Source organism: Kribbella sp. NBC_01510 (assembly GCF_045040325.1).
GTDB lineage: Bacteria > Actinomycetota > Actinomycetes > Propionibacteriales > Kribbellaceae > Kribbella.
On record NZ_CP109418.1, the window covers coordinates 6,040,114 to 6,064,719 of the forward strand.

Genomic DNA, 24,606 nt, shown 5'->3' on the forward strand with positions numbered 1-24,606 from the left:
TCCGTCTTGACCGCGTGGTAGGGCACGCCTAGCCTCGGAATCAGGAAGGGATCACTCCACCTGACGGTGGCGGATATAGGCACCGGCGGGCCGGTTGATCCGGCTGACCGGCCGCAGAAAACGACACGAAACGCTCGACCGAGCTGAAGGAAGGACGACGGCGGCTCGCAGCGCCGTCGGATAGACGGCACCGCGGCGGACGGATCCGGCGGTGGAAGCGGCCATGAGCAGCGATCCTGGGTGACGCATACCCAGACAAAGCTCCGGCAGCGGCCACGATCGGTAACGGACGGCGCGAACACTGCGCAGCCTCGCACCGAACGCATCAGCGTTGTGGGCGGTGGCGCCGTAACGGAAGGACAAGGCACCGCCGGAGGCCGGTGGTGCGTTCAGCCGTATCTTCGACCGTACGAGTGGCGAGTCCCTTCGACCGACGCCAAAGTTCCGCCTGGGCGGAACTCGAAGGAGAGGGGGAGACGCCGATGTCACTCGCGGCCTTGCCAACAGCGACGTCCCTCGGGCTGACCCTGATCGGACTGCTGATCGCCGGATTGCTGGCCTGGATCGGCTTCACCCTCTCCCGCCGTAAAGCCGCCGACAGTTCCGCGGCCGCCGCCAGCGCCCAACTCGAGGCCGCCCATGTCGCCGCCGGCGCCAAGTCCGCGGCGGAGCTCGTCCGGCGCCAGGCCGAGGAAGAGGCTGCCGTACTGCGGGTTCGCGCGGAGTCGGCCGAGCAGCGCGCCGAGGAAATCCGCCGCGCCGCCGAGGACCGATCCCTGGAGGTACGGCGAGAGGCCGAGCAGCGGGCATCCGACGTACGGCGCGAAGCCGAGGCCGAAGCCCAGTCGATCCGGGACGATCTGCGCGAGCAGCGCCTGGAGATGGAGCGTCGTGATCACCGGCTGACCGAGCGCGAGGAGCGGCTCGACGAGCAGCACCGCTCGATCGAGGAACGGCAGGCCGAGCTGACCGCGCAACTGGCCGTACTCGACCAGCGCAAGGTCGAGATCAAGGATCTCGAGGACGAGCGCCGCCGGATCCTGGAAGGCGTCGCGAACCTCACCACCGAGCAGGCGCGGGCCGAACTGGTCGCGTCGATCGAGGCCGAGGCGAAGCGGCACGCGCACACGATCGTCCGCGACATCGAGCGGCAGGCACTCGACGAGGGCGAGGTGAAGGCACGCAAGATCATCACCGGCGCGGTGCAGCGGCTCGCGTCCGAGCAGACCAGCGAGTCCGTCGTGTCGGTCGTGCACCTGCCGAGCGACGACATGAAGGGCCGGATCATCGGCCGCGAGGGCCGCAACATCCGGTCGTTCGAGCAGACCACCGGCGTGAACCTGATCATCGACGACACCCCCGAAGCGGTGCTGCTGTCCTGCTTCGATCCGGTACGGCGGGAGACCGCGCGACTGACTCTGGACTCGCTGGTACTCGACGGCCGGATCCACCCGAGCCGGATCGAGGAGATCTACGAACGCAGCAGGGGCGAAGTGGCCGAGCTGTGCGAGCGGGCCGCCGAGGACGCGATGGCGGAGGTCGGCATCACCGACCTGCATCCGGAGCTGGTCCGGACGATGGGTCTGCTGCGCTACCGGACGTCGTACGGGCAGAACGTGCTCAAGCATCTGATCGAGTCCGCGCACATCGCCGGGATGATGGCGGCCGAGCTCGGGCTGGATCCGAAGCTCTGCAAGCGCGGTGCGTTCCTGCACGACATCGGGAAGGCGCTGACGCACGAGTCCGAGGGCAGTCACGCGATCGTGGGCGCTGAGCTGGCCCGCAAGTACGGCGAGAACGACGACGTCGTGCATTGCATCGAGGCGCACCACAACGAGGTCGAGGTACGCACGGTCGAGGCGGTGCTGACGCAGGCCGCGGACGCTGTCAGCGGTGGCCGGCCGGGTGCGCGGCGCGAGTCGCTGGAGGCGTACGTGCAGCGGCTCGAACGGCTGGAAGAGATCGCGATGCACCACGACGGCGTGGAGAAGGTGTTCGCGATGCAGGCCGGCCGGGAGATCCGGGTGATGGTGCTGCCGGACGCGGTCGACGACATCGCTGCCCAGGTGATGGCGCGCGACATCGCCAAGCAGGTCGAGGAGGAGCTCACCTACCCTGGCCAGATCCGCGTGACTGTGGTCCGCGAGTCCCGCGCTACTGAGGTGGCGAAGTAGCGTACTTCGCTCTCCAGGCCGGCGCCTCGAACGGGGCGCCGTAGATGCGGGTCTCGCGCGCGATCCGGCCGTCGCGGAACTCGACGACGTTCGCGACGTAGTAGATGTCGCCGCCGTAGTCCGATCGGCCGAGGACGACGAAGTGGTCGCCTTCGCCGGTGATGCGCAGGATCTGGATCGACGGCGGCGCCGGATACTCCTGCTGCATGGCCCGCATCCGGTCTCGCCCGACGATGCGCTCGCCGGACTGCGGCATCTCCAGCACGTAGTCGTCAGCACGCAGCTCGTGTTCCGCCTCGGCCGACAGCGCGAGCTTGTCGTCCGTAGGCCACAAGCGTTCGAGTACTTCCCGATTGCGGTCCATGAAGCCACCCTCCGCGCGATTCTTCAGGCAGGCTTGAAGCCCTACCGTAAGCCTCTGTCGTCCCCGCGCAGATGGGTGGGAGTCACGTCGATGGGCTGGTCGGCGACCTGATGCGGCGGCTCGGTGCGGTACTGCTTCTCCACCTCCGGGTCGATGACAGCCGTTTCGCTGCGCCGGCGCCGGTTGGCGAGGCGGTAGGACAACCAGATTCCGGCGCCGCCACCCAGCATGATGATGATCCCCAGGGCGGTCAGGTTCAGCGTGTCGGACGTGTCGCGGACGGCGAAGGCGATGATGGCCCCTGCCACGATGAGTGCGATTCCGGCCCCGATCCGCATACCTGCTCCTTCCCGAACACTCGCAGTAGCTGATCCCACCCCCGGTGCCCAGACCGGGGGAGCATCATGCGCGAGCCGTCAGCGGAAGGCGGCCTGGCCGGTGAGCGCCTGGCCGATCACGAGCTGGTGGACCTCGGAGGTGCCTTCGTAGGTGAGGACGGATTCGAGGTTGTTCGCGTGCCGCATGATCGGGTACTCGCCGCTGATGCCGTTCGCGGCCAGGATGGTGCGGCATTCGCGCGCGATCGCGATCGCCTCGCGGACGTTGTTGAGCTTGCCGACGGAGACTTGTTCCGGGCGCAGCGTGCCCTTCTCCTTCAGCCGGCCGAGGTGTACGGCGAGCAGGGTGCCCTTGTTGAGTTCGACAGCCATGTCCGCGAACTTCGCCTGTGTCAGTTGGTACGCCGACAGCGGCTTGTCGAACACGATGCGCTCACCGGCGTACGCGACCGCCGTCTCCAGGCAGTCCCGGGCCGCGCCCATCGCGCCGAAGATGATGCCGAAACGGGCCTCGTTCAGGCAGCCCAATGGGCCGGACAGTCCGCGCGCTTCCGGCAGCTGAGCCGACGCCGGCAGCCGGACGTCCTCGAGCACCAACTCCGACGTCACCGACGCCCGCAGCGACATCTTCCGGGTGATCTCCGGCGCCGAGAACCCAGGCGTCGAGGTCGGTACGACGAAGCCGCGCACGCCGTCGTCCGTCCGGGCCCAGACCACCGCGACATCGGCCACCGAACCGTTGGTGATCCACATCTTCGAGCCGTTCAGCACCCAGTCGTCGCCGTCGCGGCGGGCGTTGGTGCGCATCCCGGCCGGGTTCGAGCCGAAGTCGGGCTCGGTCAGCCCGAAGCAGCCGATCGCCTCACCGGCGGACATCCGCGGCAGCCACTCGGTCTTCTGCTCCTCGCTGCCGTACTTCCAGATCGCGTACATCGCCAGCGACCCCTGCACCGACACCAGCGACCGCATCCCGGAGTCCGCCGCCTCGATCTCCAGGCACGCCAACCCGTAGGCGACCGGTCCGAGGCCGGCACACCCGTAGCCGGTCAGGTGCATCCCGAGGAACCCGAGCGCTCCCAGCTCCTTCGCCAGTTCGCGCGCCGGAATCGACGCCGACTCGAACCACTCCGGCAACGACGGCCGCAACCGCTCGTCCGCGAACCGCCGCGCGGCCGCCCGGACGTCGACCTCCTCCTCGGTCAGCAGCGAGTCGACGTCGACGAGATCCAGCGAAACGGTCATGCCTGAACGCTAGCCGCAACGGGCTCCCGGATCACTTCCGGTACCAGGGCCACCACCAGTGCCGCTTCCGCGGATGCCGGACCGTCACCGAGCTGTGGCGCGCGCGGCCGGTGACGTAGAGGTGGACGCCGTTCGGGGCGGACGCGGTCGCCTTGTTCTTGGTCGAGCTGCCATGCAGGTCGACGTCGTCGATGGTGACCGACCAGCCCTGCGGGACGATCATCACGATCGAGCTGTGCTGGATGTCGGCGGCCACCTGGACCTCCGGCCACTGGACTACCGCGTCGGTGAAGTCGAGCCGCACCGACGAGTGCCTCGCCTGCGTCACCACGCGCTCCGGCACATGCCAGGCGCCCTCCCGCTTCTGCGAGCTGTGCGTCGCCTTGATGACGATCTCGGCCCGGTTGTTGCCGGACCGCACCGGCACCAGATCGGCCGTCGCGTTCCGCAGTTCGAGCTGTGTCTTCGCCGAGTAGATCTGGGTCAGCCGCTCGTCCAGCTCCTCGAAGTCCAACCGCCCGTCGCTGTGTGCTTCCTGGACCACGGCGGCGGCGCGCTCGCGGTCGTTGTCAGACGCCCGATGACCGGGCGGCGGCTGCTCCAGACTCATGCCCCCAAAGGTAGCGCCGCGGCAGGTTCCCGAGGTCCGGCGAGGTCCAGGAAGCGGCCGAACACTCCGGACCAGATCTGCTCCAGCTCGGCGTCGTACCGCTCGGCCTCCGCGATCACGTCCTCCGGGCTGAAGCCCAACGAGCGCAGCGTGTCGACGCTCCAGCGCCGCACTCGGTCGGCACTGACCTCGGGATGGAACTGGACACCCCAGCTGCGGCCGATCCGCAGCATCTGATGCGGGCAGCGTTCGCTGGACATCAGCAGCACCGCATCGGTCGGCAGCCGGGTGATCTGATCCTGATGACTCTCGATCGCCCGCACCTTCGCCCGCAGGCCGGCGAGCAACGGATCGTCCTCGGCACCGGGCAGCAGGGTCAACTCGGTGACGCCCTTCTCCGGAAGGCCGTGCTTGCCCAGTACCTCACCACCGAACGTGTGCGCCAGCAGTTGCGCGCCCAGACAGATGCCGAGCACCGGCACCCGGTCCTGCTCTGTCGTCGCGCGCAGCAACTCGCGCTCGGCGGCCAGCCAGGGAGAGGCGTCGTCTGCGTCTGGCAGCATCCCGCCGCCGAGCAGGATCAGGGCGGCATGGCCGTCGGTGCTCACCGGGATCGGCTCGCCGTCCCACGCGCGGACGACGACCGCTGAGAGGCTCCGCTCCTCGAGCCAGTCGAGCAACCGGCCCGGACCGCTCCCGGGATCGTTCTCGATGATCAACACTGTCGTCGGGTGGGTGGCAGCGTCAGACACAGTCGCCAACGCTAAACCACGGCGGCACACCGCGTTCCGCCGTACCGGGCTCGTCGTTCCGGGATACTGATGTGCCGGGGGTGACGATGGAGCCGATCAGTGGATTCGTGCGGGCCGTGGTGGGCGACGTTGCCTTCGTCTTCGGCAAAGGCATGGTGAGTGCGTTCCTGCTGGCACGCAGCAAGGACAGCTCGCTGGGACCGCGGCTGAACCTGCTCGTGCGGTCTCACGGTCAGTACGCCCCGCTGTCCATCCCCACTGGGACAGTCCCTGCCGTTGACCGGGTAGTCGGGCTCGAGGAGGCCCGGCCGGCGCCGCTGCTGACAGTCGAGTTCACTCCGGGCGACAGTGGGGCCGAGGCACATCTCACCGCCAACAACCCGCTGCTGATCACGATCACTGATGTCAGCCACCGCGAGTACGACGCTGTGGTGCTCACCACGGCTCTGGGCGGAGCGGCGTACGCGCAGCTGCCTCCCGGCTACTACCACGTGTCCGCTGTGGTCATCGACGAGTACGACAACCTGCTGGTCGGGTACGGCGCTCAGCACAACCTGCATGTGGACAAGGGCGACGACCTGATCGTCTCGCTGGCGATCCACACCGCCGGCGTGGGTGAGATCGTGTCGGCGCTGGAGTCCGGGCCACAGCCGGTGCTCGTGGGAGCGGACGGGGACGTCGTACCCCTCCTGGACCTGGTGCGGATCGGGCGGGCGCCGGACTGCGATCTGATCCTGGACCATCCGGAGGTGAGCAGACACCACGCCGAGCTGCTCCGGATCGACGCGTCGACCTACGAGGTGCGCGACCTCGGCTCGACCAACGGGACTCGGGTAAACGGCGTACCGGTCGAGGCAGCGATGGTCGGCGACGGCGCCGAGATCCGCCTCGGGAGCCTCCCGCTGCGCCTCTACCTCGCGTGAACGCACCGGATCGTCACCATGGGTGCACACCTGGGACAATGGCGCCGTGAACCCGCGAACCGTCGTCATCCTCGGCTCGACCGGCTCGGTCGGCACCCAGGCGCTGGAGCTGATCGGCCGTAACCGCGACCGGTTCCGCGTCCTCGCCCTCTCGGCGGGCGGCGACAACGTGGCGCTGCTGGCGGAGCAGGCGCTGGAGTTCGGCGTCGAGGTGGTCGCGGTGGCGAAGGCCACGGTGGCCCAGGACCTGCAGCTCGCGTTCTACGCCGAGGCACAGCGCAAGGGGTACGCGCAGGGCGAGTTCAAGATCCCCAAGATCATCACCGGCCCGGACGCCTCCAGTGAGCTCGCGGCGATGCCGTGTGACGTGGTTCTCAACGCGATCACCGGCTCGGTCGGGCTCCAGCCGACGCTGACCGCACTGGACGCGGGGACGACGCTCGCGCTCGCCAACAAGGAGTCGCTGGTGATCGGCGGACCGCTGGTCACCCGCCGGGTCAAGCCCGGGCAGATCGTGCCGGTCGACTCCGAGCACAGCGCGATCGCTCAGTGCCTGCGCGGTGGGACGGCCGACGAGGTACGGCGCCTGTTGGTGACCGCGAGCGGCGGTCCGTTCCGGGGCCGGACCCGGGCCGAGATGGCCGACGTCACCCCGGCGCAGGCGATGAACCACCCGACCTGGGACATGGGTCCGGTGATCACGATCAACTCGGCCAACCTGGTGAACAAGGGCCTCGAGGTGATCGAGGCGCACCTGCTCTACGGGCTCCCGATGAGCCGGATCGAGGTGGTGGTGCACCCGCAGTCGATCGTGCACTCGATGGTCGAGTTCGTGGACGGCTCGACCATGGTCCAGGCCTCGCCGCCCGACATGCGGTTGCCGATCGGGCTCGCGCTCGGCTGGCCTGACCGGATTCCGGACGTCGCGCCGGCTTGTGACTGGACCACGGCGAGCACCTGGGAATTCGAACCGCTGGACAACGAGGCGTTCCCGGCGGTCCAGCTCGCCCGTGAGGCCGGCACCCGAGGCGGCACTGCCCCGGCCGTGTTGAACGCCGCGAACGAGGTCTGCGTGCAGGCGTTCCGGGACGGGCGGCTGCCCTTCCTGGCGATCGTCGACACCGTGGCCCGGGTGGTGACCGAACACGACGTACCCTCGTATGAGGAACTGTCCATCGACGACGTACTCGCCGCGGACGGCTGGGCCCGCGCCCGGGCCCGCGAACTGACCGCCGTACAGGAGACCAACCAGGCATGAGCGCGCTTCTCACCCTCGTCGGCATCGTGCTGTTCGTGGCCGGAATTCTGATCTCGGTCGCGCTGCACGAGATGGGCCACATGGTGCCCGCCAAGGCCTTCGGGATGAAGGTGACGCAGTTCTTCGTCGGCTTCGGCCGCACGGTGTGGTCCACCAAGCGCGGTGAGACCGAGTACGGCTTCAAGCTGATCCCGGCCGGCGGCTTCGTCCGGATCATCGGCATGATGCCGCCGTCGAAGGGCCAGGACCCGACGAAGGTCCGCAAGGCCAACACCGGGCCGATCCAGTCGATGGTCGAGAACGCGCGGTCGGCGGAGTACGAGACGGTCGCGCCCGAGGACGACGGCCGGCTCTTCTACCAGAAGGTGTGGTGGAAGAAGCTGATCGTGATGGCGTCCGGGCCGATGGTCAACATCGTCATCGCCTTCGTGCTGTTCGGCGGCCTGTTCATGCTGTACGGCGCCAACGTCGCGCAGACGAGCGTGGCCACGGTCACCGACTGCGTGATCCCGGCCTCGCAGGCGACCGCCGACCGCAAGTGCGAGCCGGGGGACCAGGTCTCGCCGGCCAAGACGGCCGGGTTCCAGGTCGGCGACAAGATCGTCTCGTTCAACGGCACCCAGATCACCAGCTGGGACCAGCTCACCCCGCTGATCCGGGCGAACACCGACAAGCCGGCCGTGATCGTTGTCGAGCGCAACGGTCAGCAGCAGACCCTGCAGACGAAGACGATCGTCAACCAGATTCCCGACCAGGCCGGGTCGGACAAGATCGTCTCGGTCGGGTTCCTCGGCGTCTCGCCGGAGATGAAGCTGGAGCGGCAGAACTTCGGCTTCGTGGTCAGCAAGATGGGCGAGCTGAGCGTGGCGACGGTGAAGGCGATCGGCAACTTCCCGGAGAAGCTGGTCGGCGTGGCCAAGTCGATCGTCGGCGGCACCCGCGACGAGAACAGCCCGATGAGTGTGGTCGGCGCCAGCCGGGTGGCCGGCGAGATCGCGTCGAACCAGTCGCTGACCGGCGGTGAGCGGATCGCGTTCCTGGTCTCGCTGCTCGCCTCGCTGAACCTGTTCCTGGCCCTGTTCAACTTCATCCCGCTGCTGCCGCTGGACGGCGGGCACATGATCGGCGCGATCTGGGAGGGCATCCGGCGCGGCTTCGCCAAGCTGCTGCACCGGCCCGACCCCGGCTACGTCGACGTGGCCAAGCTGCTGCCGATCGCGTACGTCGCGGCCAGCGTGATCGTGGTGATGGGCGTGCTGCTCGTCATCGCCGACATCGTGAACCCGATCAAGCTCTTCAACGGCTGACCTCACACCAACGGTTAAGGACTCATGAGCATCAACCTGGGCATGCCCGCGCTGCCGCCGCCGACCCTGGCGCCACGCCGCAAGACCCGCCAGATCAAGGTGGGCAAGGTGCTGGTCGGTGGGGACGCGCCGGTCTCGGTGCAGTCGATGACGACGACACCGACGAACGACGTCAACAGGACGCTGCAGCAGATCGCCGAGCTGACCGCCGCCGGTTGTGACATCGTGCGGGTCGCCTGTCCGCGGCAGGAGGACGCGGACGCGCTCCGGGAGATCGCTCAGCACTCGCAGATCCCGGTGATCGCCGACATCCACTTCCAGCCGAGCTACGTCTTCGCCGCGATCGAGGCGGGCTGTGCGGCCGTCCGGGTGAACCCCGGCAACATCCGCAAGTTCGACGACCAGGTGAAGGAGATCGCGCAGGCCGCGAAGGACCACGGCACGTCGCTCCGGATCGGCGTCAACGCCGGCTCGCTGGACCCGCGGCTGTTGCAGAAGTATGGCAAGGCGACGCCGGAGGCGCTGGTCGAGTCCGCCGTCTGGGAGGCCTCGCTGTTCGAGGAGCACGACTTCCACGACTTCAAGATCTCGGTCAAGCACAACGACCCGGTCGTCATGGTCCGCGCGTACGAACTGCTGTCCGAGCGGGGCGACTGGCCGCTGCACCTCGGCGTGACCGAGGCCGGGCCGGCGTTCCAGGGCACGATCAAGTCGTCGGTCGCGTTCGGCGCGCTGCTGTCGAAGGGGATCGGCGACACGATCCGGGTGTCGCTGTCCGCGCCGCCGGTCGAGGAGGTCAAGGTCGGCCTGCAGATCCTGCAGTCGCTGAACCTGCGTGAGCGCAAGCTCGAGATCGTCTCCTGCCCGTCCTGCGGCCGCGCCCAGGTGGACGTCTACACGCTCGCCGAGCAGGTCACTGCCGGCCTCGAAGGCATGGAGGTCCCGCTCCGCGTCGCTGTGATGGGCTGCGTCGTCAACGGCCCGGGCGAGGCCCGCGAGGCCGACCTCGGCGTAGCCTCCGGCAATGGCAAGGGCCAGATCTTCGTCAAGGGCGAGGTCATCAAGACCGTCCCCGAAGCCGCCATCGTAGAAACCCTCATCGAAGAAGCCATGCGCATCGCCGAACAAATGGGCGAATCCGCCGAATCCGGCGACCCGACCGTCACCGTCGGCTGAGTTGCACAGCCCGCACGACGCCGTACCCTCGGAGCTGCAGATGACTCATGCCGATCGGCAAAGCACCGACCGCGCGGACGAGTTGGAACGCCGCCGGCGAGCGCAGCAGATCGTCGCTGCGTTCGACACGGTGGACTGGGACTTCAGCGGATCGGCCGACGGCTGGAGGTACGGCGGTGGCCGCGATCTGAGCCGATTGGCGGAGGACGCACGCCGTTCGAAGGCCCGCGAAGCTGAGGGTTTCGCTGGTGACTGAGTTTGTCGTGGTCAGTGCTGTGGCTGGTGAGGCGCGGTACATGCCGGAAGGCGTTCCTGTGGTGATCACCGGGGTCGGGAAGACCGCTGCGGCGGTGGCCACGTCGCGGATGCTGGCGGGGCGGGACACATCGGAGCTGGTTGTGCTGAACGTGGGTACGACGGGAGCTCTGGTTGACGGGCTGTCTGGGGTGTACCTGCCGAGCACGGTGATCAATCACGATCTGAATGCCGAGGCGATTCGGGGGATCGGGCTGGATCCGCAGGAGGAGTTGCACGTCGAGGGTGGGGACGGGACGGTGCTGGCGTCGGGGGACGTGTTCGTCACGGATCCCGTCGTACGGGCGCGGCTTGCGGAGCGGGCGCAGCTCGTCGACATGGAGGCGTACGGCGTCGTCTACGCGTGCCGGGAGTACGGCGTGCCGGTGCGGGTCGTCAAGCATGTGTCCGACTCGGCCGACGAGGCGGCGCTTGACTGGCCGGCCCTGGTGGATGCCAGTGCGAAGGTGCTGGGGGAGTGGGTCAGCGCGTACGTCGACTGAGCCAGTCGAGTACGGCGGTCTCGCGTGCGAGCCAGCGCATGACACCGACGCCGCCCGCCAGCACGGCGTGGTTGGCGGTCAGGGCCTCGTCGACCGTTACCCAGCACGGGGTGAGCTCCAGGTCGGCCTCGTAGTCCTCGAGTTGCTGGCCGCCGACCGGCGATCCACCGGAGCAGGCGAAGTAGTGCGAGGTCATGCCGAAGACGTCGTACTCCGGCTCCGCCGCCGGCACCTCTTCGCGGGTCGTGCCGAGTTCGGCGCCGACCACCACGTCGGCGTACCCGCACTCCTCGCGGAACTCGCGGCGCAGCGCCGACGCGAACGACTCGCCGGGCTCGACACCGCCGCCGGGGAACTTGTAGTCGCCGTGGCGCGACGACAGCAGCAGCAACTCCCGCCCGCGGAAGAGCACACCCCGGACCGCGGTCCGCTCGACCAGCCGTCCGCCAGGCGGGAGTTCGGGTGAACGAAAGGTCCCTAGAAGCATGCGGTCTATGCTGACTTGGCCTTGGGGCCAAGGTCGGTGTCAGGGTCTCGTACGCCACTCCCCTGGAGGTCCGCATGCCCGGCTCGTCGCCCTTGTCGGTACTCGTCGCAGCACTCGCCGACGGGTCGATCGAGGTGGTGGACCTGACGTCCCCGCTGTCCGCCTCGACGCCGGTGATCCAGCTGCCGCCGGAGTTCGGGCAGACGGCGCCGTTCGCGCTGGAGGAGATCAGCAGGTACGACGACCGCGGGCCGGCGTGGTACTGGAACAACTTCACCAGTGGCGAGCACACCGGCACGCACTTCGACGCACCGAACCACTGGGTCACCGGCAAGGACCTCGCCGACGTGGCGTCGGTCCCGGCCGGCCGGCTCATCGCGCCGGTGGTCGTGCTCGACTTCACCGCCGAGGTCGAGAAGAACCCCGACTTCCTCGTCGAGGTCGACCACCTCAAGGCCTGGGAGGCGGAGAACGTACCGTTGCCCGCCGGTGGCTGGCTGTTCGTGCGCACCGGGTGGGCCGCGCGGTCACACTCGCAGGAGGCGTTCCTCAACGCCGACGAGGCCGGGCCGCACACGCCGGGCCTGTCGCCGGAATGCGCACGCTGGGTCGCCCAGGAATCGCCCGTCCTCGGCCTCGGCGTCGAAACCGTCGGGACCGACGCCGGGAAGGCGCACTCGTTCGACCCGCCGTTCCCGTGCCACTCCTATTTGATGGGCAGTGACAAGTACGGGTTGACGCAGCTGCAGAACCTCGCGAAGCTGCCGCCGACCGGCGCCGTCGTCATCGCCGGACCGTTGCCGATCGTCGGCGGCTCCGGCGCTCCCGCACGAGTGCTCGCGCTGGTCGAACGCCGGTGAACGTCGCGGTCGCCGTCGGCCGGGCGTTGGCGGCCGCGGGCGTCCGCCAGGTCTTCGGCGTGATCGGGTCGGGCAACTTCCATCTGACGAATGCGATGGTGGCCGGCGGCGCGCGGTTCGTCGCCGCGCGGCACGAGGGCGGCGCGGCCACGATGGCAGACGCGTACGCGCGGATGAGCGGGACGGTCGCCGCGGTCTCGGTCCATCAGGGCTGCGGCCTGACGAACGCGATGACCGGGATCGCGGAGGCGGCGAAGAGCCGGACGCCGATGATCGTGGTGGCAGCGGAGGTGACCGAGCCGCGGTCGAACTTCTACGTCGACCAGGAGGCGCTCGCCCGTTCGGTGGGTGCGGTGCCGGTCCGGGTCACCTCGGCGGAGACCGCGGTGGCGGAGGCCCTGGACGCCGTGGCGACGGCCGTTCGGGAGCGTCGTACGGTGCTGCTGAACGTTCCGCTTCCCGTGCAGGCGTTGGAGACTGCGGCACCGACGGTCGCGCCACCGCCTTCGCGGGATGCCGTCGTGCCGGACGCCACCGAGGTCGCCGCGCTGACCGACCTGCTGCGGCGTGCGGAGCGACCGGTGTTCGTCGCCGGTCGTGGGTCCCGTGGACGTCGGCAAGCCCTCGAATTGCTGGCGGAACGCTGTGGCGCGCTGCTCGCGACCTCGGCCGTCGCGCACGGTCTGTTCCGCGGCAACCCATGGTCGCTCGGGATCTCGGGAGGCTTCGCCTCGCCACGGACCGCCGAGCTGATCCGCGGCGCCGACCTCATCGTCGGATGGGGATGCGCGCTGAACATGTGGACGATGCGGCACGGTCAGCTGATCGGACCCGACGCGACGGTGGTACAGGTCGACGACGACGCGTCGGCGCTCGGCGTCCACCGCGAGATCCAGCTCGGCGTCACCGGCGACGTCGGGCTCACCGCCACCACGGTGCGCGAGGCATTCGGCGAGCAGCAGGTGGGCTGGCGCACGGCCGGGCTTGGGAGCGTGCGCTGGCGGGACGTCCCGTACGACGACACGAGCACGGCGGAGCGGATCGACCCACGGACGCTGAGTATCGCGCTCGACGACCTCCTTCCGGCCGAACGCGTGGTCGCCGTCGACTCCGGCAACTTCATGGGCTACCCGAGCGCCTACCTGTCGGTGCCGGACGAGAACGGCCTCTGCTTCACCCAAGCGTTCCAGTCGGTCGGGCTGGGGCTTGCCACCGCGATCGGTGCCGCGCTGGCGCAGCCGGACCGGCTGCCCGTCGCCGCACTCGGCGATGGCGGTGCGCTGATGAGCGCCGCGGATCTCGACACCGTACGCCGGCTCGGCCTGCCGATGCTGGTCGTCGTGTACAACGACGACGCGTACGGCGCCGAGGTGCACCACTTCGGTCCGGGCGGGCACCCGTTGGACACGGTGACGTTCCCGCCGACCGACCTCGCCGCGATCGGCCGGGGCTACGGCTTCGAGGCCGCGACCGTACGCACCACCGGCGACCTCGCGGCGGTCACGGACTGGCTGAACGGACCGCGGTCGGCGCCGATGCTCGTCGACGCGAAGGTCGTCGCGGACCATCCGTCCTGGTGGCTGGAAGAGGCGTTCCGCGGCCATTGACCCCGGCTATCCTGGCTTGACCTTGACCCTGGGGGCAAGGTTTAGCGTTGGGTGAAGGAGGCGGAATGCGGATCAGTGATCTGGCGGCCGAGGCCGGTGTGACGGTCAAGGCAGTGCGGTACTACGAGTCGCAGGGGCTGCTCAAGCCGCGGCGGGAGCCCAACGGCTACCGGTCGTACGAGGCGGACGACGTGGTCGTCGTCCGCGAAGTGAAGGCGCTGCTGAGCCTCGGGCTGACCGCGGAGCAGACGTACCCGTTCATCGAGTGCCTGCGGGCCGGCAACGAGCGGGCGGACGTCTGCCCGGCCTCGCTGACGGCGTACCGGAGCCGGATCGCCGACGTGGATCGCCGGATCGCGGAGCTCACCGACCTGCGGGCCCGGCTGACCGACCTCCTGACCGATGCCGAGAGCTGGAGGATGAACCAACGATGAGTGACCTGCGGACCGTTGACGAGGCGACCTTCGACGAGCTGGTACTGCGCTCCGACAAGCCGGTGCTGGTGGACTTCTGGGCCCAGTGGTGCCCGCCGTGCCACCAGATCGCGCCGGTGCTCGCCCAGATCGGTGCCGAGCGCGAGGACCAGCTGACCGTGCTGAAGCTGAACGCCGACGAGAACCCGGCGATCTCGGCCAACTACCGGGTAATGGCGCTACCGACGCTGATGCTGTTCCGCCGGGGCGAGGTGATCTGGTCCGTCGTCGGCGCTCGCCCGAAGCACAAGCTGCTCAAGGAGATCGACGACGCCCTTCTCGCCGCAGTCTGAGTCGTCAAGCTGACGGAGACCAGCAAACTCCGTCAGCTTGTTGACGGTTAGCTGTCTAGGATGCTAGCAATATAGCCATGGCCGAGAAAGTGCAGTTCAACGTGTATCTGCCGCCGGAGTTGGTGCGGCGGGTCAAGCACAAGGCGGTCGACGAGGCGGCGAGTCTGTCGGCGCTGGTGGAGCAGGCCCTGACCGAGTACCTGGACAAGCACGGGGAGGCCCGCGGATGAACGACGTACTGATCCGGCCGCTGCGGTTCACGGCGGATGTGGACGCGATGCGCGCGTTCCTGGAGGCACTGGGGCTGCGGTCCCGGATCGAGTCCGAGCGCGGCGGGTGGGTGGACATGCTGACCGGTCGCGGGATGGTCGCGTTGCACGACGCCGCGGGCAGTGCGATGGGCGGCCGGCCGGGGCAGACCAGCTTCACCTTCGAGGCCGACGAGATCGACGAACTCAAGGACAGGCTGGAAGCGGCGGGCTTCGCCGACGCGACGATCTGGGACGAGGCGTACGGCCGGGTCCTGTCGATCACCGGGCCGGGTGGAGTCGAGCTCTGGATCGACGAGCGCAGCAAGGATCTGTACGGCTACAAGCTGCACGAGTCCCGGCCGGACGATCGCTGGTCGGTCACGCCGTACCTGACCGGCGTGGTTCCGGCGGCCTGGCTGCAGGTGCTCGAACTGCTCGGTGCCGACGCGACCCTGCGCTTCGGGCCGGCCGACGCGGAGTACGCCGTACGCCTGGATCTGTCCACCACCGAAGACCTGGACGACGTACGGCGGCGACTCAGCGGCCACCAGGTGACGCAGACTGGAGAAATGCTGGAGATCGTGGATCCGGACGGGCAACTCCTGGTCGTGCACGGATGATCGAGATCCGGAAGGCCGAACTCGCCGAGGTCGACGCGGTGCGGCAGATCGGGGTGACGACCTGGCCGGTCGCGTACGCCGGTCTGGCGTCCGATGAGTTCATCACCGACGGAATCGCGCAGTGGTGGTCGCCGGAGGTGGTCGAGTGGGGGATCCGCAACGGGATCACCCTGGTCGCGGCGGAAGGCGACGACCTGGTCGGGATGGTCGGCCTCGGACGCGAGGGCGACTCGTGGGTGATGTGGAAGCTGTACGTGCTGCCCGAGCACCAGGGCAAGGGGATCGGCACGGCACTGCTCGACGCCGCGATCGCCGCGCTTCCCGAAGGTGCGACGGAACTGCTGCTGGACGTCCTGGTCACCAACGAGAAGGCGATCGGCTTCTACCGGGCCCACGGGTTCACCGAGGCGCGGGCAACCCCGGACCGGGATCTCGGCGTCGACCTGATGTGGATGGTCATTGACCTCCAGCCGACGTGAGGTTGCAAGATTCCGCCATGACGACTACTGCGCCGCGCCTGCGCGACGATCCGGACTTCCGGCGGTACTGGCTGGCCCGGGCGCTGTCGATCACCGGATCGATGGTGACCGCGATCGCGCTGCCGGTGCTGGTCTACCGGTTGAGCGGTTCGACCGTTCTAACGGCCTTGGTGACCGCTCTCGAGGCAGCGCCGTACCTCCTGGCCGGGCTGTTCGCCGGTGCGCTCGCTGATCGCTGGAACCGGCGCCGGACGATGGTGACCGCGGATCTGGTCAACGCGGTCCTGGTCGGGTCGATCCCGGTCGCGCACCTGTTCGGCGTACTGACCGTCGTCCAGGTGCTGGTGGTGGCGTTCACCGTGCAGGGCGTCTACACCTTCTTCGACGGTGCGAACTTCGGCGCCCTGCCGGTCCTGGTCGGCCGAGCCCGCGTCGCGCAGGCGAACTCGGCGGTGTGGACGGCCTCGAGCCTGATCGAGTTGTTCGTCCCGCCGCTGACCGGGCTGATCCTCGCGGTACTGAACCCGGCCACCCTGCTCACCGTCGACGCGTTGAGCTTCGTCGCGTCCGCACTGGCGGTGCGCGGGATCGTGCGAGCGATGTCCGAGCGGCGGGAAGGACTGCCGCCGCTCCGGCCGCGAGTGGTCTTCGCCGACATCGCCGAGGGACTCCGCTACCTGATCCGGCATCCGGGCGTCCGGACGATGACGATCGTCGGCAGCGTGCAGTCGTTCGGCGGCGGCGGATTCATGGCGCTGATCGTGGTCTGGTGCGACCGGGTCCTGCACGTGGGTACGTCGGGACTCCGGTTCGGACTCGTGTGGGGCACGTGGGGGATCGGTGGGCTGATCGCCGCGCTCGGGTTGCCGCGGTTGCTGAAACGGTTCTCGCCGGCGGCGATCACGCTCTACGCGCTGCCGGTCTCGGCGCTCCTCGGGGTCCTCACGCCGCTGTCGCAGGACTGGGTCACGGCCGCGATCGCGTTGCTGGTGTGGGGTTCGGCGTACGTCCTGGTCATCGTCAACGCCGTGTCCTATCGGCAGCAGGTGACGCCGGAGCACCTGCTAGGCCGCGTCAATACGGCCGGGCGGATGCTGTCGTGGGGTGTGGGCTGGACGTTCGGCGCGGTGGTCGGCGGCGTGCTGGGCAGGGCGGTCGGGATCCGGAGCGGCATGGTGCTGATGGGCCTGACCATCTTCATCGGGGTGGTGGTCGCGTGGACATCGCCGCTGCGCCGGATCGCGGCGACACACGATCCGGCGGCGGTCTGATCCGGCCCCTTGCATGCCGAACTGCTGAACATCCGCTAGGTTCTGCGCGTGGGCGTACGGGTTCTCGGTCCTCGTGACCTCGCGGCGGCGCGCGCGGTCATCGCCCGCGATCCGGTCGTGAACGTGTTCGTCGACAGCCTCGTGCAGGCGTCGGGACTCGATCCGCGCCGGGGTGCGGAGGTCTGGGGGTACGTCGAGAAGGGCGCGCTGGAGGCCTTGTGTCACGCGGGCGGCAACATGGTGCCGGTCGGCGCGGACGACGCCGCGTTGCGCGCGTTCGCGGCGTACGCGATGCGCCGGGGGCGGAACTGTTTCCAGATCCTCGGCCAGGCCCGCGCGGTCGAGCAGTTGTGGAGCATCCTCGAACCGCACTGGGGACCGGCCCGCGAGGTGCGCGACAACCAGCCGTTCATGGTGATCGAGGGCCCGCCGGTGATCGCGCCCGATCCCTTGGTCCGCGCGGTCGAGCCGGTCGAACTGCCGATCCTTTACCCGGCCTGTGTCGCGATGTACACCGAGGAGGTCGGCGTACCGCCGCAGACCGGGCCGGACGGGACGTTCTACCGGTCGCGGGTGGCCGAGCTGATCCGGGCCGGGCGTGCGTTCGCCCGGATCGAGAACGGGCGCGTCGTGTTCAAGGCCGAGGTCGGGTCGGTCGGTAGCGGGGTCTGCCAGATCCAAGGCGTCTGGGTGGATCCGGAGTTCCGCGGGCAGGGATTCGCCGCGCCGGGGATGGCGGCGGTGGTCGAGCTGGCCCGGCAGATCGCGCCGGTGGTGACGCTGTACGTCAATGCGTTCAACCTGCCGGCGCGGGCGGCGTACGAGCGGGTCGGGTTCCGGACGATCGAGACGTTCGCGACGATTCTTTTCTGACTACCCGCGAGTAAGCTCCGGCGCATGGCGTCTCGGAGCAAGACCACCACCGGCCTCGCCGTTCTGTTCGGCGTTCTCGGCACGCTGCATTTCCTGAAGCCGCGGCCGTTCGAGCAGATCGTGCCGCGGGCATTGCCCCGGAAGAAGGAACTCGTCTACGCATCCGGAGTGGCGGAACTGGCGTGCGCGGCCGGGCTACTCCACCCGCGCACGCGACGGGTGGCCGGCTTGGCCAGCGCCGGGCTGCTGGTGGCGATCCTCCCGGCGAATGTGCAGATGGCCGCCGACCTGCAGCGCAAGGGATCCCGGCCGGCTCAAGCGATCGCTTGGGCCCGGTTGCCGCTGCAGCTGCCGCTGATCCGCTGGGCGCTGAAGGCCGCCCGCGAGGACCGGGCGGCGTGAGCCTGTGGATAACGTGGTGAGAGCATTACCGCCGGGCCGATATTCTCTGTCCCGTCCGTTGTTGTATTCCTGACCCGTTGCACGCTTGGAGACTCCCGTGATTCTGCGTATGTCGTCGCTGTTCCTCCGCACCCTTCGCGAGGACCCGGCGGACGCGGAGGTCCCGAGCCACAAACTGCTCGTCCGCGCCGGGTACATCCGGCGGGCCGCGCCCGGCATCTACACCTGGCTGCCGCTGGGGCTGCGAGTGCTGCGGAACGTCGAGCGGATCGTGCGCGAGGAGATGGACGCGATCGGCGCGCAGGAGCTGGTGTTCCCGGCGCTGCTGCCCCGCGAGCCCTACGAGGCGACCGGCCGCTGGACCGAGTACGGGCCGAACATCTTCCGGCTGAAGGATCGCAAGGGCGCCGACATGCTGCTCGGGCCGACGCACGAGGAGATGTTCACGCTGGTCGTGAAGGATCTCTACTCGTCGTACAAGGACCTGCCGCTGTCGATCTACCAGATCCAGAACAAGTACCGCGACGAGGCGCGGCCGCGCGCCGGCGTGCTGCGCGGGCGCGAGTTCGTGATGAAGGACTCGTACTCGTTCGACGTCGACGACGACGGCCTCGCGGCGTCGTACGAGCTGCACCGCAAGGCGTACATCAACATCTTCGACCGGCTCGGCTTCGACTACGTGATCGTCAAGGCGATGTCCGGTGCGATGGGTGGCTCGCGTTCGGAGGAGTTCCTCGCGATCGCGGAGAACGGTGAGGACACCTTCGTCCGCTCGCCCGGTGGGTACGCCGCCAACGTCGAGGCAGTCGTGGTCCCGCAGGCCGAGCCGGTCGACGCGTCGGCCGTGCCTGCCGCGGAGGTCGTCGACACTCCGGACACGCCCACCATCGACACGCTGGTGGACGCGATGAACGCGAAACACGCCCGGACCGACGGGCGGGAGTGGACCGCCGCCGACACGTTGAAGAACGTGCTCGTCATGCTGGTGAACCCGGACGGCACGCGTGCGCCGCTGGCGATCGGCGTACCGGGGGACCGGGCGATCGACGAGAAGCGGCTCGGCGCGCAGGTGGAGCCGGCCGAGGTCGTGGCCTTCGAGGAGTCTGACTTCGAGAAGCACCCCTCCCTCGCGAAGGGCTACATCGGGCCGGGTGTGCTCGGGTCCGAGAACACATCGGGCATCCGCTACCTGCTCGACCCCCGGGTCGGCGAGGGGTCGGCGTGGGTGACGGGTGCGGACAAGCCCGGCTTCCACGTGATGAACCTGGTGCACGGCCGCGACTTCACCGCCGACGGCACGATCCAGGCCGCGGAGGTGCGCGACGGCGACGAGGCGCCGGACGGTTCGGGTCCGCTGTCGAGCGCGCGCGGGATCGAGATGGGCCACATCTTCCAGCTCGGCAAGAAGTACGCCGAGGCCCTGGACCTCAAGGTGCTCGACCAGAACGGCAAGCTCGTCACGGTCACCATGGGCTCGTACGGTGTCGGCGTCACCCGCGCGGTGGCCGCGATCGCCGAGGGCAACCACGACGAGCTCGGCCTGATCTGGCCGCGCGAGATCGCCCCCGCCGACGTCCACCTCGTTGCCACCGGCAAGGATGCTGAGCTGTTCGAGAAGGCCGCCGCACTGGCCGCCGAGCTCGAGTCCCGCGGCCTGTCCGTCATCTACGACGACCGCGAGAAGGTCTCCCCGGGCGTGAAGTTCAAGGACGCCGAGCTGCTCGGCGTCCCCACCATCGCCGTGGTCGGCAAGGGTCTCGCCGACGGCACCATCGAGGTCAAGGACCGCCGCACCGGCACTCGCACCGACATCCCAGTAGCCGACGTCGTCGACCACCTGGTCGCCACGGTCCGCGGCTAACCGCCATCGGCCCCCACTCCCCGCGAGTGGGGGCCGACCTGCACCACGTCTCGCGTGTCGCCTGTCCGCAGCGATTCGCCGTACTCGCGATCTCGGCGCCTATGTGGCGGCACGTCCTCGGTCCCGGAAGCTTCCCTCGGTCGGCTTCTACAACATCCAGGGCCGAGGCAGCCCGGCCCCGAGAGGTCGGTTGGGAGATAGGTTTGCATCTGGCGACGAATTCTTTCCCCACCACCACGTCGCCCGGGCGGCTGATTACGTCGAGCTGGCCGCAGTCCAGCTGGGAGCGGGTGGGGTTGGTGGGTTAGGGCCTGACCCAGACGGTCCAGCGTTCTAGGCGGAGGTAGTTGAGGCGTTGGTAGACGGGCTGGCCATTGTCTGAGGCGATCAGGGCGGCGGGGTGGTCGGGATGGTGGGTGGTGGCTGCCCAAGTGATGGCTGCGCCGGCGCCGCGGCCGCGCGCGGCGGGCATGACAGCGACGTTCTCGACGACGGTGAGGCCGGCCGCGTGGTGGGCTGTCGACGTTGCCAGGGGTACGTCGCCGTCGTAGCCGACCCAGACCGCGGAGCCCTCGAGGAACGAGACGTCGTACACGGCGCCGGGCTGGAACGGCTGGAGCTCGGGGAGTGGGTAGCCCTCGACCAGGACGCGTTCGGCGTCGGCCAGGCCGGCGGCGTCGGTGACCCGACGGATCTCGAGATCTGTGGCCGGGGGAGTGGTCGGAAGCGCCGGGAGGTGGATCATCAATGGTGGGTGACCGGCCAGGGCGAGGCCGTGCTCGCGTAGATCGCGCGTCGGCCAGGCACTGACGAAAAGGTACGGCACATTGTTCGGCAGTTCCCGCGCGGCCTCGGTGATCACCTCCGCCGGGTCGACGGGTTGCTTCGGGACGACCCAGTTCGTGAGGGGGCCGCGGTCGCCGAGGATCCCGCCGGCCCAGGTGTCACCGTCGTACCAGGGTTGGCCGGCGCGGCGGGGCGCGTCGATCGCCCAGGAGGCGTGCGCGAGGACGGCTTGCCGGACGAGTGAGTCGGCCGCCGCGAGCTCCGGTTCCCAACCGGTGGCGAGGGTTTCGCCCTCAGGTGGCAGGATCGAGGACGCCATCTGCCCACTGTGGCATCGCGGACGTGGTTTGTCTCTCATTCCCCGGTGTAAGGGTTGAGCCAAACTATGGGCTTACCTGATCATCGGTGCGTGAGGACTTCCCGCCGTGCCTGATGTTTCGTTGTGGACCCTGGTTTTCCTGGTGATCGCGGCCTTCGCGGCCGGCTGGATCGACGCGGTGGTCGGCGGAGGCGGGTTGCTGCAACTACCCGCGATGCTGCTCGGACTGCCGAACGCGTCGCCGGCGCAGATCCTGTCGACCAACAAGATCTCGTCCTTGTGCGGTACGGCGACCAGCGCGGTCACGTTCGGCGTGAAAGTACGGCCCGACAAGAAGACCGTCGTACCGATGGCGATCCTGGCCGGACTGGGAGCCGCGGCCGGGGCGCTGGTGGCGACGAAGATCCCGATGTCATGGTTCAAGCCGATCGTGCTGGTGCTGCTGATCGGCGTCGCGATCTACACCGCGCTCAAGCCGTCACTGGGCGCACGGACCGCGCTCCGCTTCGACGGCCGTGACCACTACGTCGCCGCGAGTGGGATCGGCGTACTGATCGGCTTCTACGACGGCGCCGTCGGTCCGGGCACGGGTTCGTTCCTGATCTTCGCGCTGGTCGGCTTCCTCGGCTACAACTTCCTCCAGGCGAGCGCCAAGGCGAAGATCGCCAACGTCGCCACCAACCTCGGCGCGATCATCATCTTCGCGCTGCACGGTTCCCCGCTCTGGCTCCTCGGCCTGATCATGGGTACCGCCAACATGCTCGGCGGCCTCCTCGGCGCCCGCACCGCCGTAGCCCGCGGCAGCCGCTTCGTCCGCGTCATCTTCCTGGTCGTCGTGTCAGCCCTCATCCTCCGCCTGGCCTACGACGTCTTCCACGGCTGACTCCTAGTGCTTGGTGAAGGTGGGAGCCCAGGGGGCGTTGTCGAGGCCGATCCGGTGGATGGCGATGGAGGTCTGGGTGGCCAGGGCCTGCAGAGCGGCGATCTCGGCGGGAGTGGCGTGGTAGTGGCGGGACCAGTAGGCGCCGATGGCGGCGACCGGGGTGGGCGAGCCGACCGGGACCATCACGAGGCTGCGGACGAACGTGGGGAGGTAGGCCTCGAGGGGGATGCGGTCGTCGACGGAGATGTCGGGGACGACGGCGGTCTCGTCGTGGAGCATGGCCCAGCCGCTGATGCAGGTGGCGATCGGGAAGCGCTGTCCCTTCCACAGGGGCGCGATCGCGTCCTCGTCGGCGTAGAAGCAGCGGTCGTTCTCGCGGAGGACGAAGGTCGCGCCCTGTGCTCCGGTCCGGCGGCGCGCCTCGACGCGCACGACCTCGCCGACCTCGCCGAGGGTCTGCGCCGCGTCCAGTCCAGCCAGCAGCTCCGTCATGCCGCCATTCTGCGGCTCATCCGCGCCGGGCGATAGAGTCGGCGTCATGGTCGACTACGACGGTCGGATGGGCAGTGTGTACGTCGCCGGCCGGGGGATGGCCCCCGAAGAAGTGCGACGGTGGACCGCTGCACTCGCGGCGCACTTCCCTGAGCAACGCCCCTTGCGGATCCTCGACCTCGGCAGCGGCAGCGGCCGCTTCACCCCTGGACTGGCCGACGAGTTCCACGGTCCGGTGTACGGCGTGGAGCCGTCGGACCGGATGCGGGAGACGGCGGAGAGGGCCGCCGCGCACTCCGCAGTCACCTACCTGAAGGGCAGCGCCGAGGACATTCCGTTGCCTGAGGCATCGGTCGACGGGGTGCTGATGTTCCTGTCCTTCCATCACTTTCCGGACCAGCTCAAGGCGCTCCAGGAGGTGCACCGCGTGCTGCGGCCCGGGGGAGTGGCGTTCCTGCGCAGCCAGTTCGCCAACCTGATGCCGGACCTGTTCTGGTACGACTACTTCCCGTCCGCCCGCGCGGTCGATGCCGGCATGTATCTCACCGTCGAGCAGTCCCAACAGCTCGCGCGACAGGCCGGGCTCGTCCCGGACGATGAGCCGGTCTGGGTGACGACCGAGGAACCACGCACGTTCCGCGCGGCGTACGAGCGGCTCAAGCTGCGGGCGCTCTCGACGTTCGAGCACCTGCCGGAGGACGAGATCGCGCCCGGCTTCGAGCGTTTCGCGGTCGACGTGGAGCGCGACCCGGATCGCCTCGTGCCCGTCTACTCCGCCGCGATGCTGGTCCTCACGCGCCCCGGTCGGTGAGGTCAGAGGCGCCCGTCACTCGGAGCGCCTCGCTGACCGGATCGCCGGCGAGCAGCCAGGCCCCGGTCTCGTCGGCGATCGCCTGACTCGCACCGGCCCCGGCCAGCGCGAGTGGTGCGGCCGACGCCAGTCGGCGCAGCTCGCCGACGATCGGCGTGAGGCGTTCGGGGACGGTGGCGGCGAGGACGACCAGTTCGGGTGTGGTGTCCTCGGCGATCCGGAGTACGTCGGCAATCGGGGTGTTCGCGCCCAGATAGCCGATCCGCCAGCCGTTGCGCGCCAGCACGATGCCGAACACCATCAGCGCCAGGTCGTGGTGCTCCTCGGGCGGGCACGCCAGTACGGCGTGTGGGCCGCGCCCACCACCCCAGCCTCGAGCCAGCCCGGCGAGCCGGCCGCGGATCACGTGGCTCGCGAAGTGCTCCTGACCGATCCCGACGACGCCCTGCGCGACGCGCTCGCCCAGGTCGTGCAGGTAGGGGATCACGACGTCACGGAGCACGGTCTCGACGGTGAACTCGTTCAGCAGCTGGTCCAGCGCGCCCTGTGCGCCCGGCTCGTCCATCGCGTCCAGCGCGACACCGAATGCCGCCGCGGCGCCGTCAACGGGCGGCACTTCGTGGACCGCGCGGTCAGCTACGCCCACCGGCAGCTCGCCGGCCAAGGCCACCCGGGCCGCCTGAGCGGCTGACAGCCCGTTGGCCAGCTCGGCCTGCATCCGTCGTACCCGGCGCTCGTCGTTCTCGGAGTACAGCCGGAAGCCGCCGGCGGACCGCACCGGGGAGAGCAACCCATACCGGTTCTCCCACGCGCGCAGGACGTGGTCGCTGACGCCGACCCGGCGGCTCAGCTCTCCGATCCGGAGCAATCCGGGCGCGTCCGCGGAATCCATGGCAG

At 69.1% G+C, this 24,606-nt stretch carries 29 protein-coding genes; 20 read left to right on the top strand and 9 right to left on the bottom strand.

The features are described 5' to 3' along the window. Positions 1–482 precede the first annotated feature (482 nt). Positions 483–2,174 carry a ribonuclease Y gene (gene rny / locus OG558_RS29995; RefSeq protein ID WP_405065983.1) on the top strand — a complete coding sequence of 564 codons (1,692 nt, stop codon included), beginning with the start codon at positions 483–485 and terminating at the stop codon, positions 2,172–2,174. Here rny and OG558_RS30000 read toward each other — a convergent pair. The 5 genes from OG558_RS30000 to OG558_RS30020 form a co-directional block, all read right to left on the bottom strand. Then, a complete protein-coding gene (locus tag OG558_RS30000; RefSeq protein ID WP_329475964.1) occupies positions 2,155–2,538 on the bottom strand; it encodes a nuclear transport factor 2 family protein in 384 nt (127 codons plus the stop codon). The two genes, rny and OG558_RS30000, sit on opposite strands and share 20 nt — an antisense overlap. 41 nt (positions 2,539–2,579) lie before the next feature. Next, positions 2,580–2,876, bottom strand: a complete 297-nt coding sequence (locus tag OG558_RS30005; protein ID WP_329475965.1) for a DUF6458 family protein — start codon at positions 2,874–2,876, stop codon at positions 2,580–2,582. 78 nt (positions 2,877–2,954) lie between these two features. Beyond that, a complete protein-coding gene (locus OG558_RS30010) occupies positions 2,955–4,118 on the bottom strand; it encodes an acyl-CoA dehydrogenase family protein (RefSeq protein ID WP_405065984.1) in 1,164 nt (387 codons plus the stop codon). Positions 4,119–4,149: 31 nt separating this feature from the next. Next, positions 4,150–4,728, bottom strand: coding sequence for a DUF1707 domain-containing protein (locus OG558_RS30015; RefSeq protein WP_405065985.1), 579 nt, complete (start codon positions 4,726–4,728; stop codon positions 4,150–4,152). Further along, positions 4,725–5,480, bottom strand: coding sequence for a type 1 glutamine amidotransferase (locus tag OG558_RS30020; RefSeq protein ID WP_405065986.1), 756 nt, complete (start codon positions 5,478–5,480; stop codon positions 4,725–4,727). Before OG558_RS30020 ends, OG558_RS30015 begins: the two co-directional genes overlap by 4 nt. Positions 5,481–5,566: 86 nt before the next feature. On the opposite strand from OG558_RS30020, the gene OG558_RS30025 reads away from it, so the two are divergent. The 6 genes from OG558_RS30025 to OG558_RS30050 are packed head-to-tail and all read left to right on the top strand — an operon-like array spanning position 5,567 to position 10,941. Continuing rightward, entirely contained in the window at positions 5,567–6,403 is an 837-nt protein-coding gene (locus OG558_RS30025; protein ID WP_405072233.1) for an FHA domain-containing protein, read from the top strand. Between the two features lie 46 nt (positions 6,404–6,449). Beyond that, positions 6,450–7,661, top strand: coding sequence for a 1-deoxy-D-xylulose-5-phosphate reductoisomerase (gene dxr / locus OG558_RS30030; protein WP_405065987.1), 1,212 nt, complete (start codon positions 6,450–6,452; stop codon positions 7,659–7,661). Continuing rightward, entirely contained in the window at positions 7,658–8,968 is a 1,311-nt protein-coding gene (locus tag OG558_RS30035; protein WP_405065988.1) for a M50 family metallopeptidase, read from the top strand. The genes dxr and OG558_RS30035 overlap by 4 nt, the downstream gene beginning before the upstream one ends. 24 nt (positions 8,969–8,992) lie before the next feature. Next, positions 8,993–10,144: a flavodoxin-dependent (E)-4-hydroxy-3-methylbut-2-enyl-diphosphate synthase gene (ispG, locus tag OG558_RS30040; RefSeq protein ID WP_329475971.1), complete on the top strand. Its 1,152-nt coding sequence runs from the start codon at positions 8,993–8,995 to the stop codon at positions 10,142–10,144. A gap of 40 nt (positions 10,145–10,184) precedes the next feature. Then, entirely contained in the window at positions 10,185–10,400 is a 216-nt protein-coding gene (locus OG558_RS30045) for a hypothetical protein (protein ID WP_405065989.1), read from the top strand. After that, the gene (locus OG558_RS30050; RefSeq protein WP_405065990.1) at positions 10,393–10,941 is read left to right on the top strand and encodes a nucleosidase; all 549 of its coding nucleotides are present in this window, start codon (positions 10,393–10,395) and stop codon (positions 10,939–10,941) included. Before OG558_RS30045 ends, OG558_RS30050 begins: the two co-directional genes overlap by 8 nt. Here OG558_RS30050 and OG558_RS30055 read toward each other — a convergent pair. Then, a complete protein-coding gene (locus OG558_RS30055) occupies positions 10,922–11,428 on the bottom strand; it encodes an NUDIX domain-containing protein (protein ID WP_405065991.1) in 507 nt (168 codons plus the stop codon). The genes OG558_RS30050 and OG558_RS30055 overlap by 20 nt on opposite strands. A 74-nt stretch (positions 11,429–11,502) precedes the next feature. On the opposite strand from OG558_RS30055, the gene OG558_RS30060 reads away from it, so the two are divergent. From OG558_RS30060 to OG558_RS30110, 11 genes are all read left to right on the top strand, one after another. Then, the gene (locus OG558_RS30060) at positions 11,503–12,288 is read left to right on the top strand and encodes a cyclase family protein (RefSeq protein WP_405065992.1); all 786 of its coding nucleotides are present in this window, start codon (positions 11,503–11,505) and stop codon (positions 12,286–12,288) included. Next, the gene (locus OG558_RS30065) at positions 12,285–13,895 is read left to right on the top strand and encodes a thiamine pyrophosphate-binding protein (RefSeq protein ID WP_405065993.1); all 1,611 of its coding nucleotides are present in this window, start codon (positions 12,285–12,287) and stop codon (positions 13,893–13,895) included. Before OG558_RS30060 ends, OG558_RS30065 begins: the two co-directional genes overlap by 4 nt. 65 nt (positions 13,896–13,960) lie before the next feature. Continuing rightward, positions 13,961–14,329 carry a MerR family transcriptional regulator gene (locus OG558_RS30070; protein ID WP_405065994.1) on the top strand — a complete coding sequence of 123 codons (369 nt, stop codon included), beginning with the start codon at positions 13,961–13,963 and terminating at the stop codon, positions 14,327–14,329. Continuing rightward, positions 14,326–14,661: a thioredoxin gene (gene trxA, locus OG558_RS30075; protein WP_329475978.1), complete on the top strand. Its 336-nt coding sequence runs from the start codon at positions 14,326–14,328 to the stop codon at positions 14,659–14,661. Before OG558_RS30070 ends, trxA begins: the two co-directional genes overlap by 4 nt. A 77-nt stretch (positions 14,662–14,738) precedes the next feature. Further along, entirely contained in the window at positions 14,739–14,891 is a 153-nt protein-coding gene (locus tag OG558_RS30080; RefSeq protein WP_405065995.1) for a ribbon-helix-helix protein, CopG family, read from the top strand. Then, a complete protein-coding gene (locus tag OG558_RS30085) occupies positions 14,888–15,532 on the top strand; it encodes a VOC family protein (protein WP_405065996.1) in 645 nt (214 codons plus the stop codon). The genes OG558_RS30080 and OG558_RS30085 overlap by 4 nt, the downstream gene beginning before the upstream one ends. Next, positions 15,529–16,011: a GNAT family N-acetyltransferase gene (locus OG558_RS30090; RefSeq protein ID WP_405065997.1), complete on the top strand. Its 483-nt coding sequence runs from the start codon at positions 15,529–15,531 to the stop codon at positions 16,009–16,011. The genes OG558_RS30085 and OG558_RS30090 overlap by 4 nt, the downstream gene beginning before the upstream one ends. A 17-nt stretch (positions 16,012–16,028) precedes the next feature. Next, the gene (locus OG558_RS30095) at positions 16,029–17,282 is read left to right on the top strand and encodes an MFS transporter (RefSeq protein WP_405065998.1); all 1,254 of its coding nucleotides are present in this window, start codon (positions 16,029–16,031) and stop codon (positions 17,280–17,282) included. 48 nt (positions 17,283–17,330) lie between these two features. After that, positions 17,331–18,155 (top strand): GNAT family N-acetyltransferase, encoded by an 825-nt coding sequence (locus OG558_RS30100; RefSeq protein ID WP_405065999.1) that lies wholly within the window; start codon positions 17,331–17,333, stop codon positions 18,153–18,155. A gap of 24 nt (positions 18,156–18,179) precedes the next feature. Further along, on the top strand, positions 18,180–18,557 hold the full coding sequence (locus OG558_RS30105) for a DoxX family protein (RefSeq protein WP_405066000.1): 378 nt from the start codon (positions 18,180–18,182) through the stop codon (positions 18,555–18,557). A 97-nt stretch (positions 18,558–18,654) separates the two neighbouring features. Then, positions 18,655–20,418 (top strand): proline--tRNA ligase, encoded by a 1,764-nt coding sequence (locus OG558_RS30110; protein WP_405066001.1) that lies wholly within the window; start codon positions 18,655–18,657, stop codon positions 20,416–20,418. Between the two features lie 304 nt (positions 20,419–20,722). Here the strand turns inward: OG558_RS30110 and OG558_RS30115 are convergent, their stop codons facing one another. Continuing rightward, a complete protein-coding gene (locus OG558_RS30115; protein WP_405066002.1) occupies positions 20,723–21,523 on the bottom strand; it encodes a hypothetical protein in 801 nt (266 codons plus the stop codon). 106 nt (positions 21,524–21,629) lie between these two features. Here OG558_RS30115 and OG558_RS30120 point away from each other — a divergent pair, with 106 nt between their 5' ends. Continuing rightward, positions 21,630–22,406, top strand: a complete 777-nt coding sequence (locus OG558_RS30120; protein ID WP_405066003.1) for a sulfite exporter TauE/SafE family protein — start codon at positions 21,630–21,632, stop codon at positions 22,404–22,406. Between the two features lie 3 nt (positions 22,407–22,409). Here OG558_RS30120 and OG558_RS30125 read toward each other — a convergent pair whose 3' ends face one another. Then, positions 22,410–22,898: a GAF domain-containing protein gene (locus tag OG558_RS30125; RefSeq protein WP_329475987.1), complete on the bottom strand. Its 489-nt coding sequence runs from the start codon at positions 22,896–22,898 to the stop codon at positions 22,410–22,412. A gap of 46 nt (positions 22,899–22,944) precedes the next feature. Between OG558_RS30125 and OG558_RS30130 the strand changes: the two genes are divergently transcribed. After that, the gene (locus tag OG558_RS30130) at positions 22,945–23,709 is read left to right on the top strand and encodes a class I SAM-dependent methyltransferase (protein ID WP_405066004.1); all 765 of its coding nucleotides are present in this window, start codon (positions 22,945–22,947) and stop codon (positions 23,707–23,709) included. On the opposite strand, the gene OG558_RS30135 is transcribed toward OG558_RS30130, so the two are convergent. Continuing rightward, entirely contained in the window at positions 23,690–24,601 is a 912-nt protein-coding gene (locus OG558_RS30135) for a MerR family transcriptional regulator (protein WP_405066005.1), read from the bottom strand. The genes OG558_RS30130 and OG558_RS30135 overlap by 20 nt on opposite strands. Between the last annotated feature and the right edge of the window lie 5 nt (positions 24,602–24,606).

Excerpts from the sequence above, each read along its gene's own strand:
- rny (WP_405065983.1), top strand. The coding sequence starts at position 483 with ATGTCACTCGCGGCCTTGCCAACAGCGACGTCCCTCGGGCTGACCCTG.
- OG558_RS30000 (WP_329475964.1), bottom strand. The coding sequence starts at position 2,538 with ATGGACCGCAATCGGGAAGTACTCGAACGCTTGTGGCCTACGGACGAC.
- OG558_RS30005 (WP_329475965.1), bottom strand. The coding sequence starts at position 2,876 with ATGCGGATCGGGGCCGGAATCGCACTCATCGTGGCAGGGGCCATCATC.
- OG558_RS30010 (WP_405065984.1), bottom strand. The coding sequence starts at position 4,118 with ATGACCGTTTCGCTGGATCTCGTCGACGTCGACTCGCTGCTGACCGAG.
- OG558_RS30015 (WP_405065985.1), bottom strand. The coding sequence starts at position 4,728 with ATGAGTCTGGAGCAGCCGCCGCCCGGTCATCGGGCGTCTGACAACGAC.
- OG558_RS30025 (WP_405072233.1), top strand. The coding sequence starts at position 5,567 with ATGGAGCCGATCAGTGGATTCGTGCGGGCCGTGGTGGGCGACGTTGCC.
- OG558_RS30035 (WP_405065988.1), top strand. The coding sequence starts at position 7,658 with ATGAGCGCGCTTCTCACCCTCGTCGGCATCGTGCTGTTCGTGGCCGGA.
- ispG (WP_329475971.1), top strand. The coding sequence starts at position 8,993 with ATGAGCATCAACCTGGGCATGCCCGCGCTGCCGCCGCCGACCCTGGCG.
- OG558_RS30045 (WP_405065989.1), top strand. The coding sequence starts at position 10,185 with ATGACTCATGCCGATCGGCAAAGCACCGACCGCGCGGACGAGTTGGAA.
- OG558_RS30055 (WP_405065991.1), bottom strand. The coding sequence starts at position 11,428 with ATGCTTCTAGGGACCTTTCGTTCACCCGAACTCCCGCCTGGCGGACGG.
- OG558_RS30060 (WP_405065992.1), top strand. The coding sequence starts at position 11,503 with ATGCCCGGCTCGTCGCCCTTGTCGGTACTCGTCGCAGCACTCGCCGAC.
- OG558_RS30070 (WP_405065994.1), top strand. The coding sequence starts at position 13,961 with ATGCGGATCAGTGATCTGGCGGCCGAGGCCGGTGTGACGGTCAAGGCA.
- trxA (WP_329475978.1), top strand. The coding sequence starts at position 14,326 with ATGAGTGACCTGCGGACCGTTGACGAGGCGACCTTCGACGAGCTGGTA.
- OG558_RS30080 (WP_405065995.1), top strand. The coding sequence starts at position 14,739 with ATGGCCGAGAAAGTGCAGTTCAACGTGTATCTGCCGCCGGAGTTGGTG.
- OG558_RS30085 (WP_405065996.1), top strand. The coding sequence starts at position 14,888 with ATGAACGACGTACTGATCCGGCCGCTGCGGTTCACGGCGGATGTGGAC.
- OG558_RS30090 (WP_405065997.1), top strand. The coding sequence starts at position 15,529 with ATGATCGAGATCCGGAAGGCCGAACTCGCCGAGGTCGACGCGGTGCGG.
- OG558_RS30095 (WP_405065998.1), top strand. The coding sequence starts at position 16,029 with ATGACGACTACTGCGCCGCGCCTGCGCGACGATCCGGACTTCCGGCGG.
- OG558_RS30105 (WP_405066000.1), top strand. The coding sequence starts at position 18,180 with ATGGCGTCTCGGAGCAAGACCACCACCGGCCTCGCCGTTCTGTTCGGC.
- OG558_RS30115 (WP_405066002.1), bottom strand. The coding sequence starts at position 21,523 with ATGGCGTCCTCGATCCTGCCACCTGAGGGCGAAACCCTCGCCACCGGT.
- OG558_RS30125 (WP_329475987.1), bottom strand. The coding sequence starts at position 22,898 with ATGACGGAGCTGCTGGCTGGACTGGACGCGGCGCAGACCCTCGGCGAG.
- OG558_RS30130 (WP_405066004.1), top strand. The coding sequence starts at position 22,945 with ATGGTCGACTACGACGGTCGGATGGGCAGTGTGTACGTCGCCGGCCGG.
- OG558_RS30135 (WP_405066005.1), bottom strand. The coding sequence starts at position 24,601 with ATGGATTCCGCGGACGCGCCCGGATTGCTCCGGATCGGAGAGCTGAGC.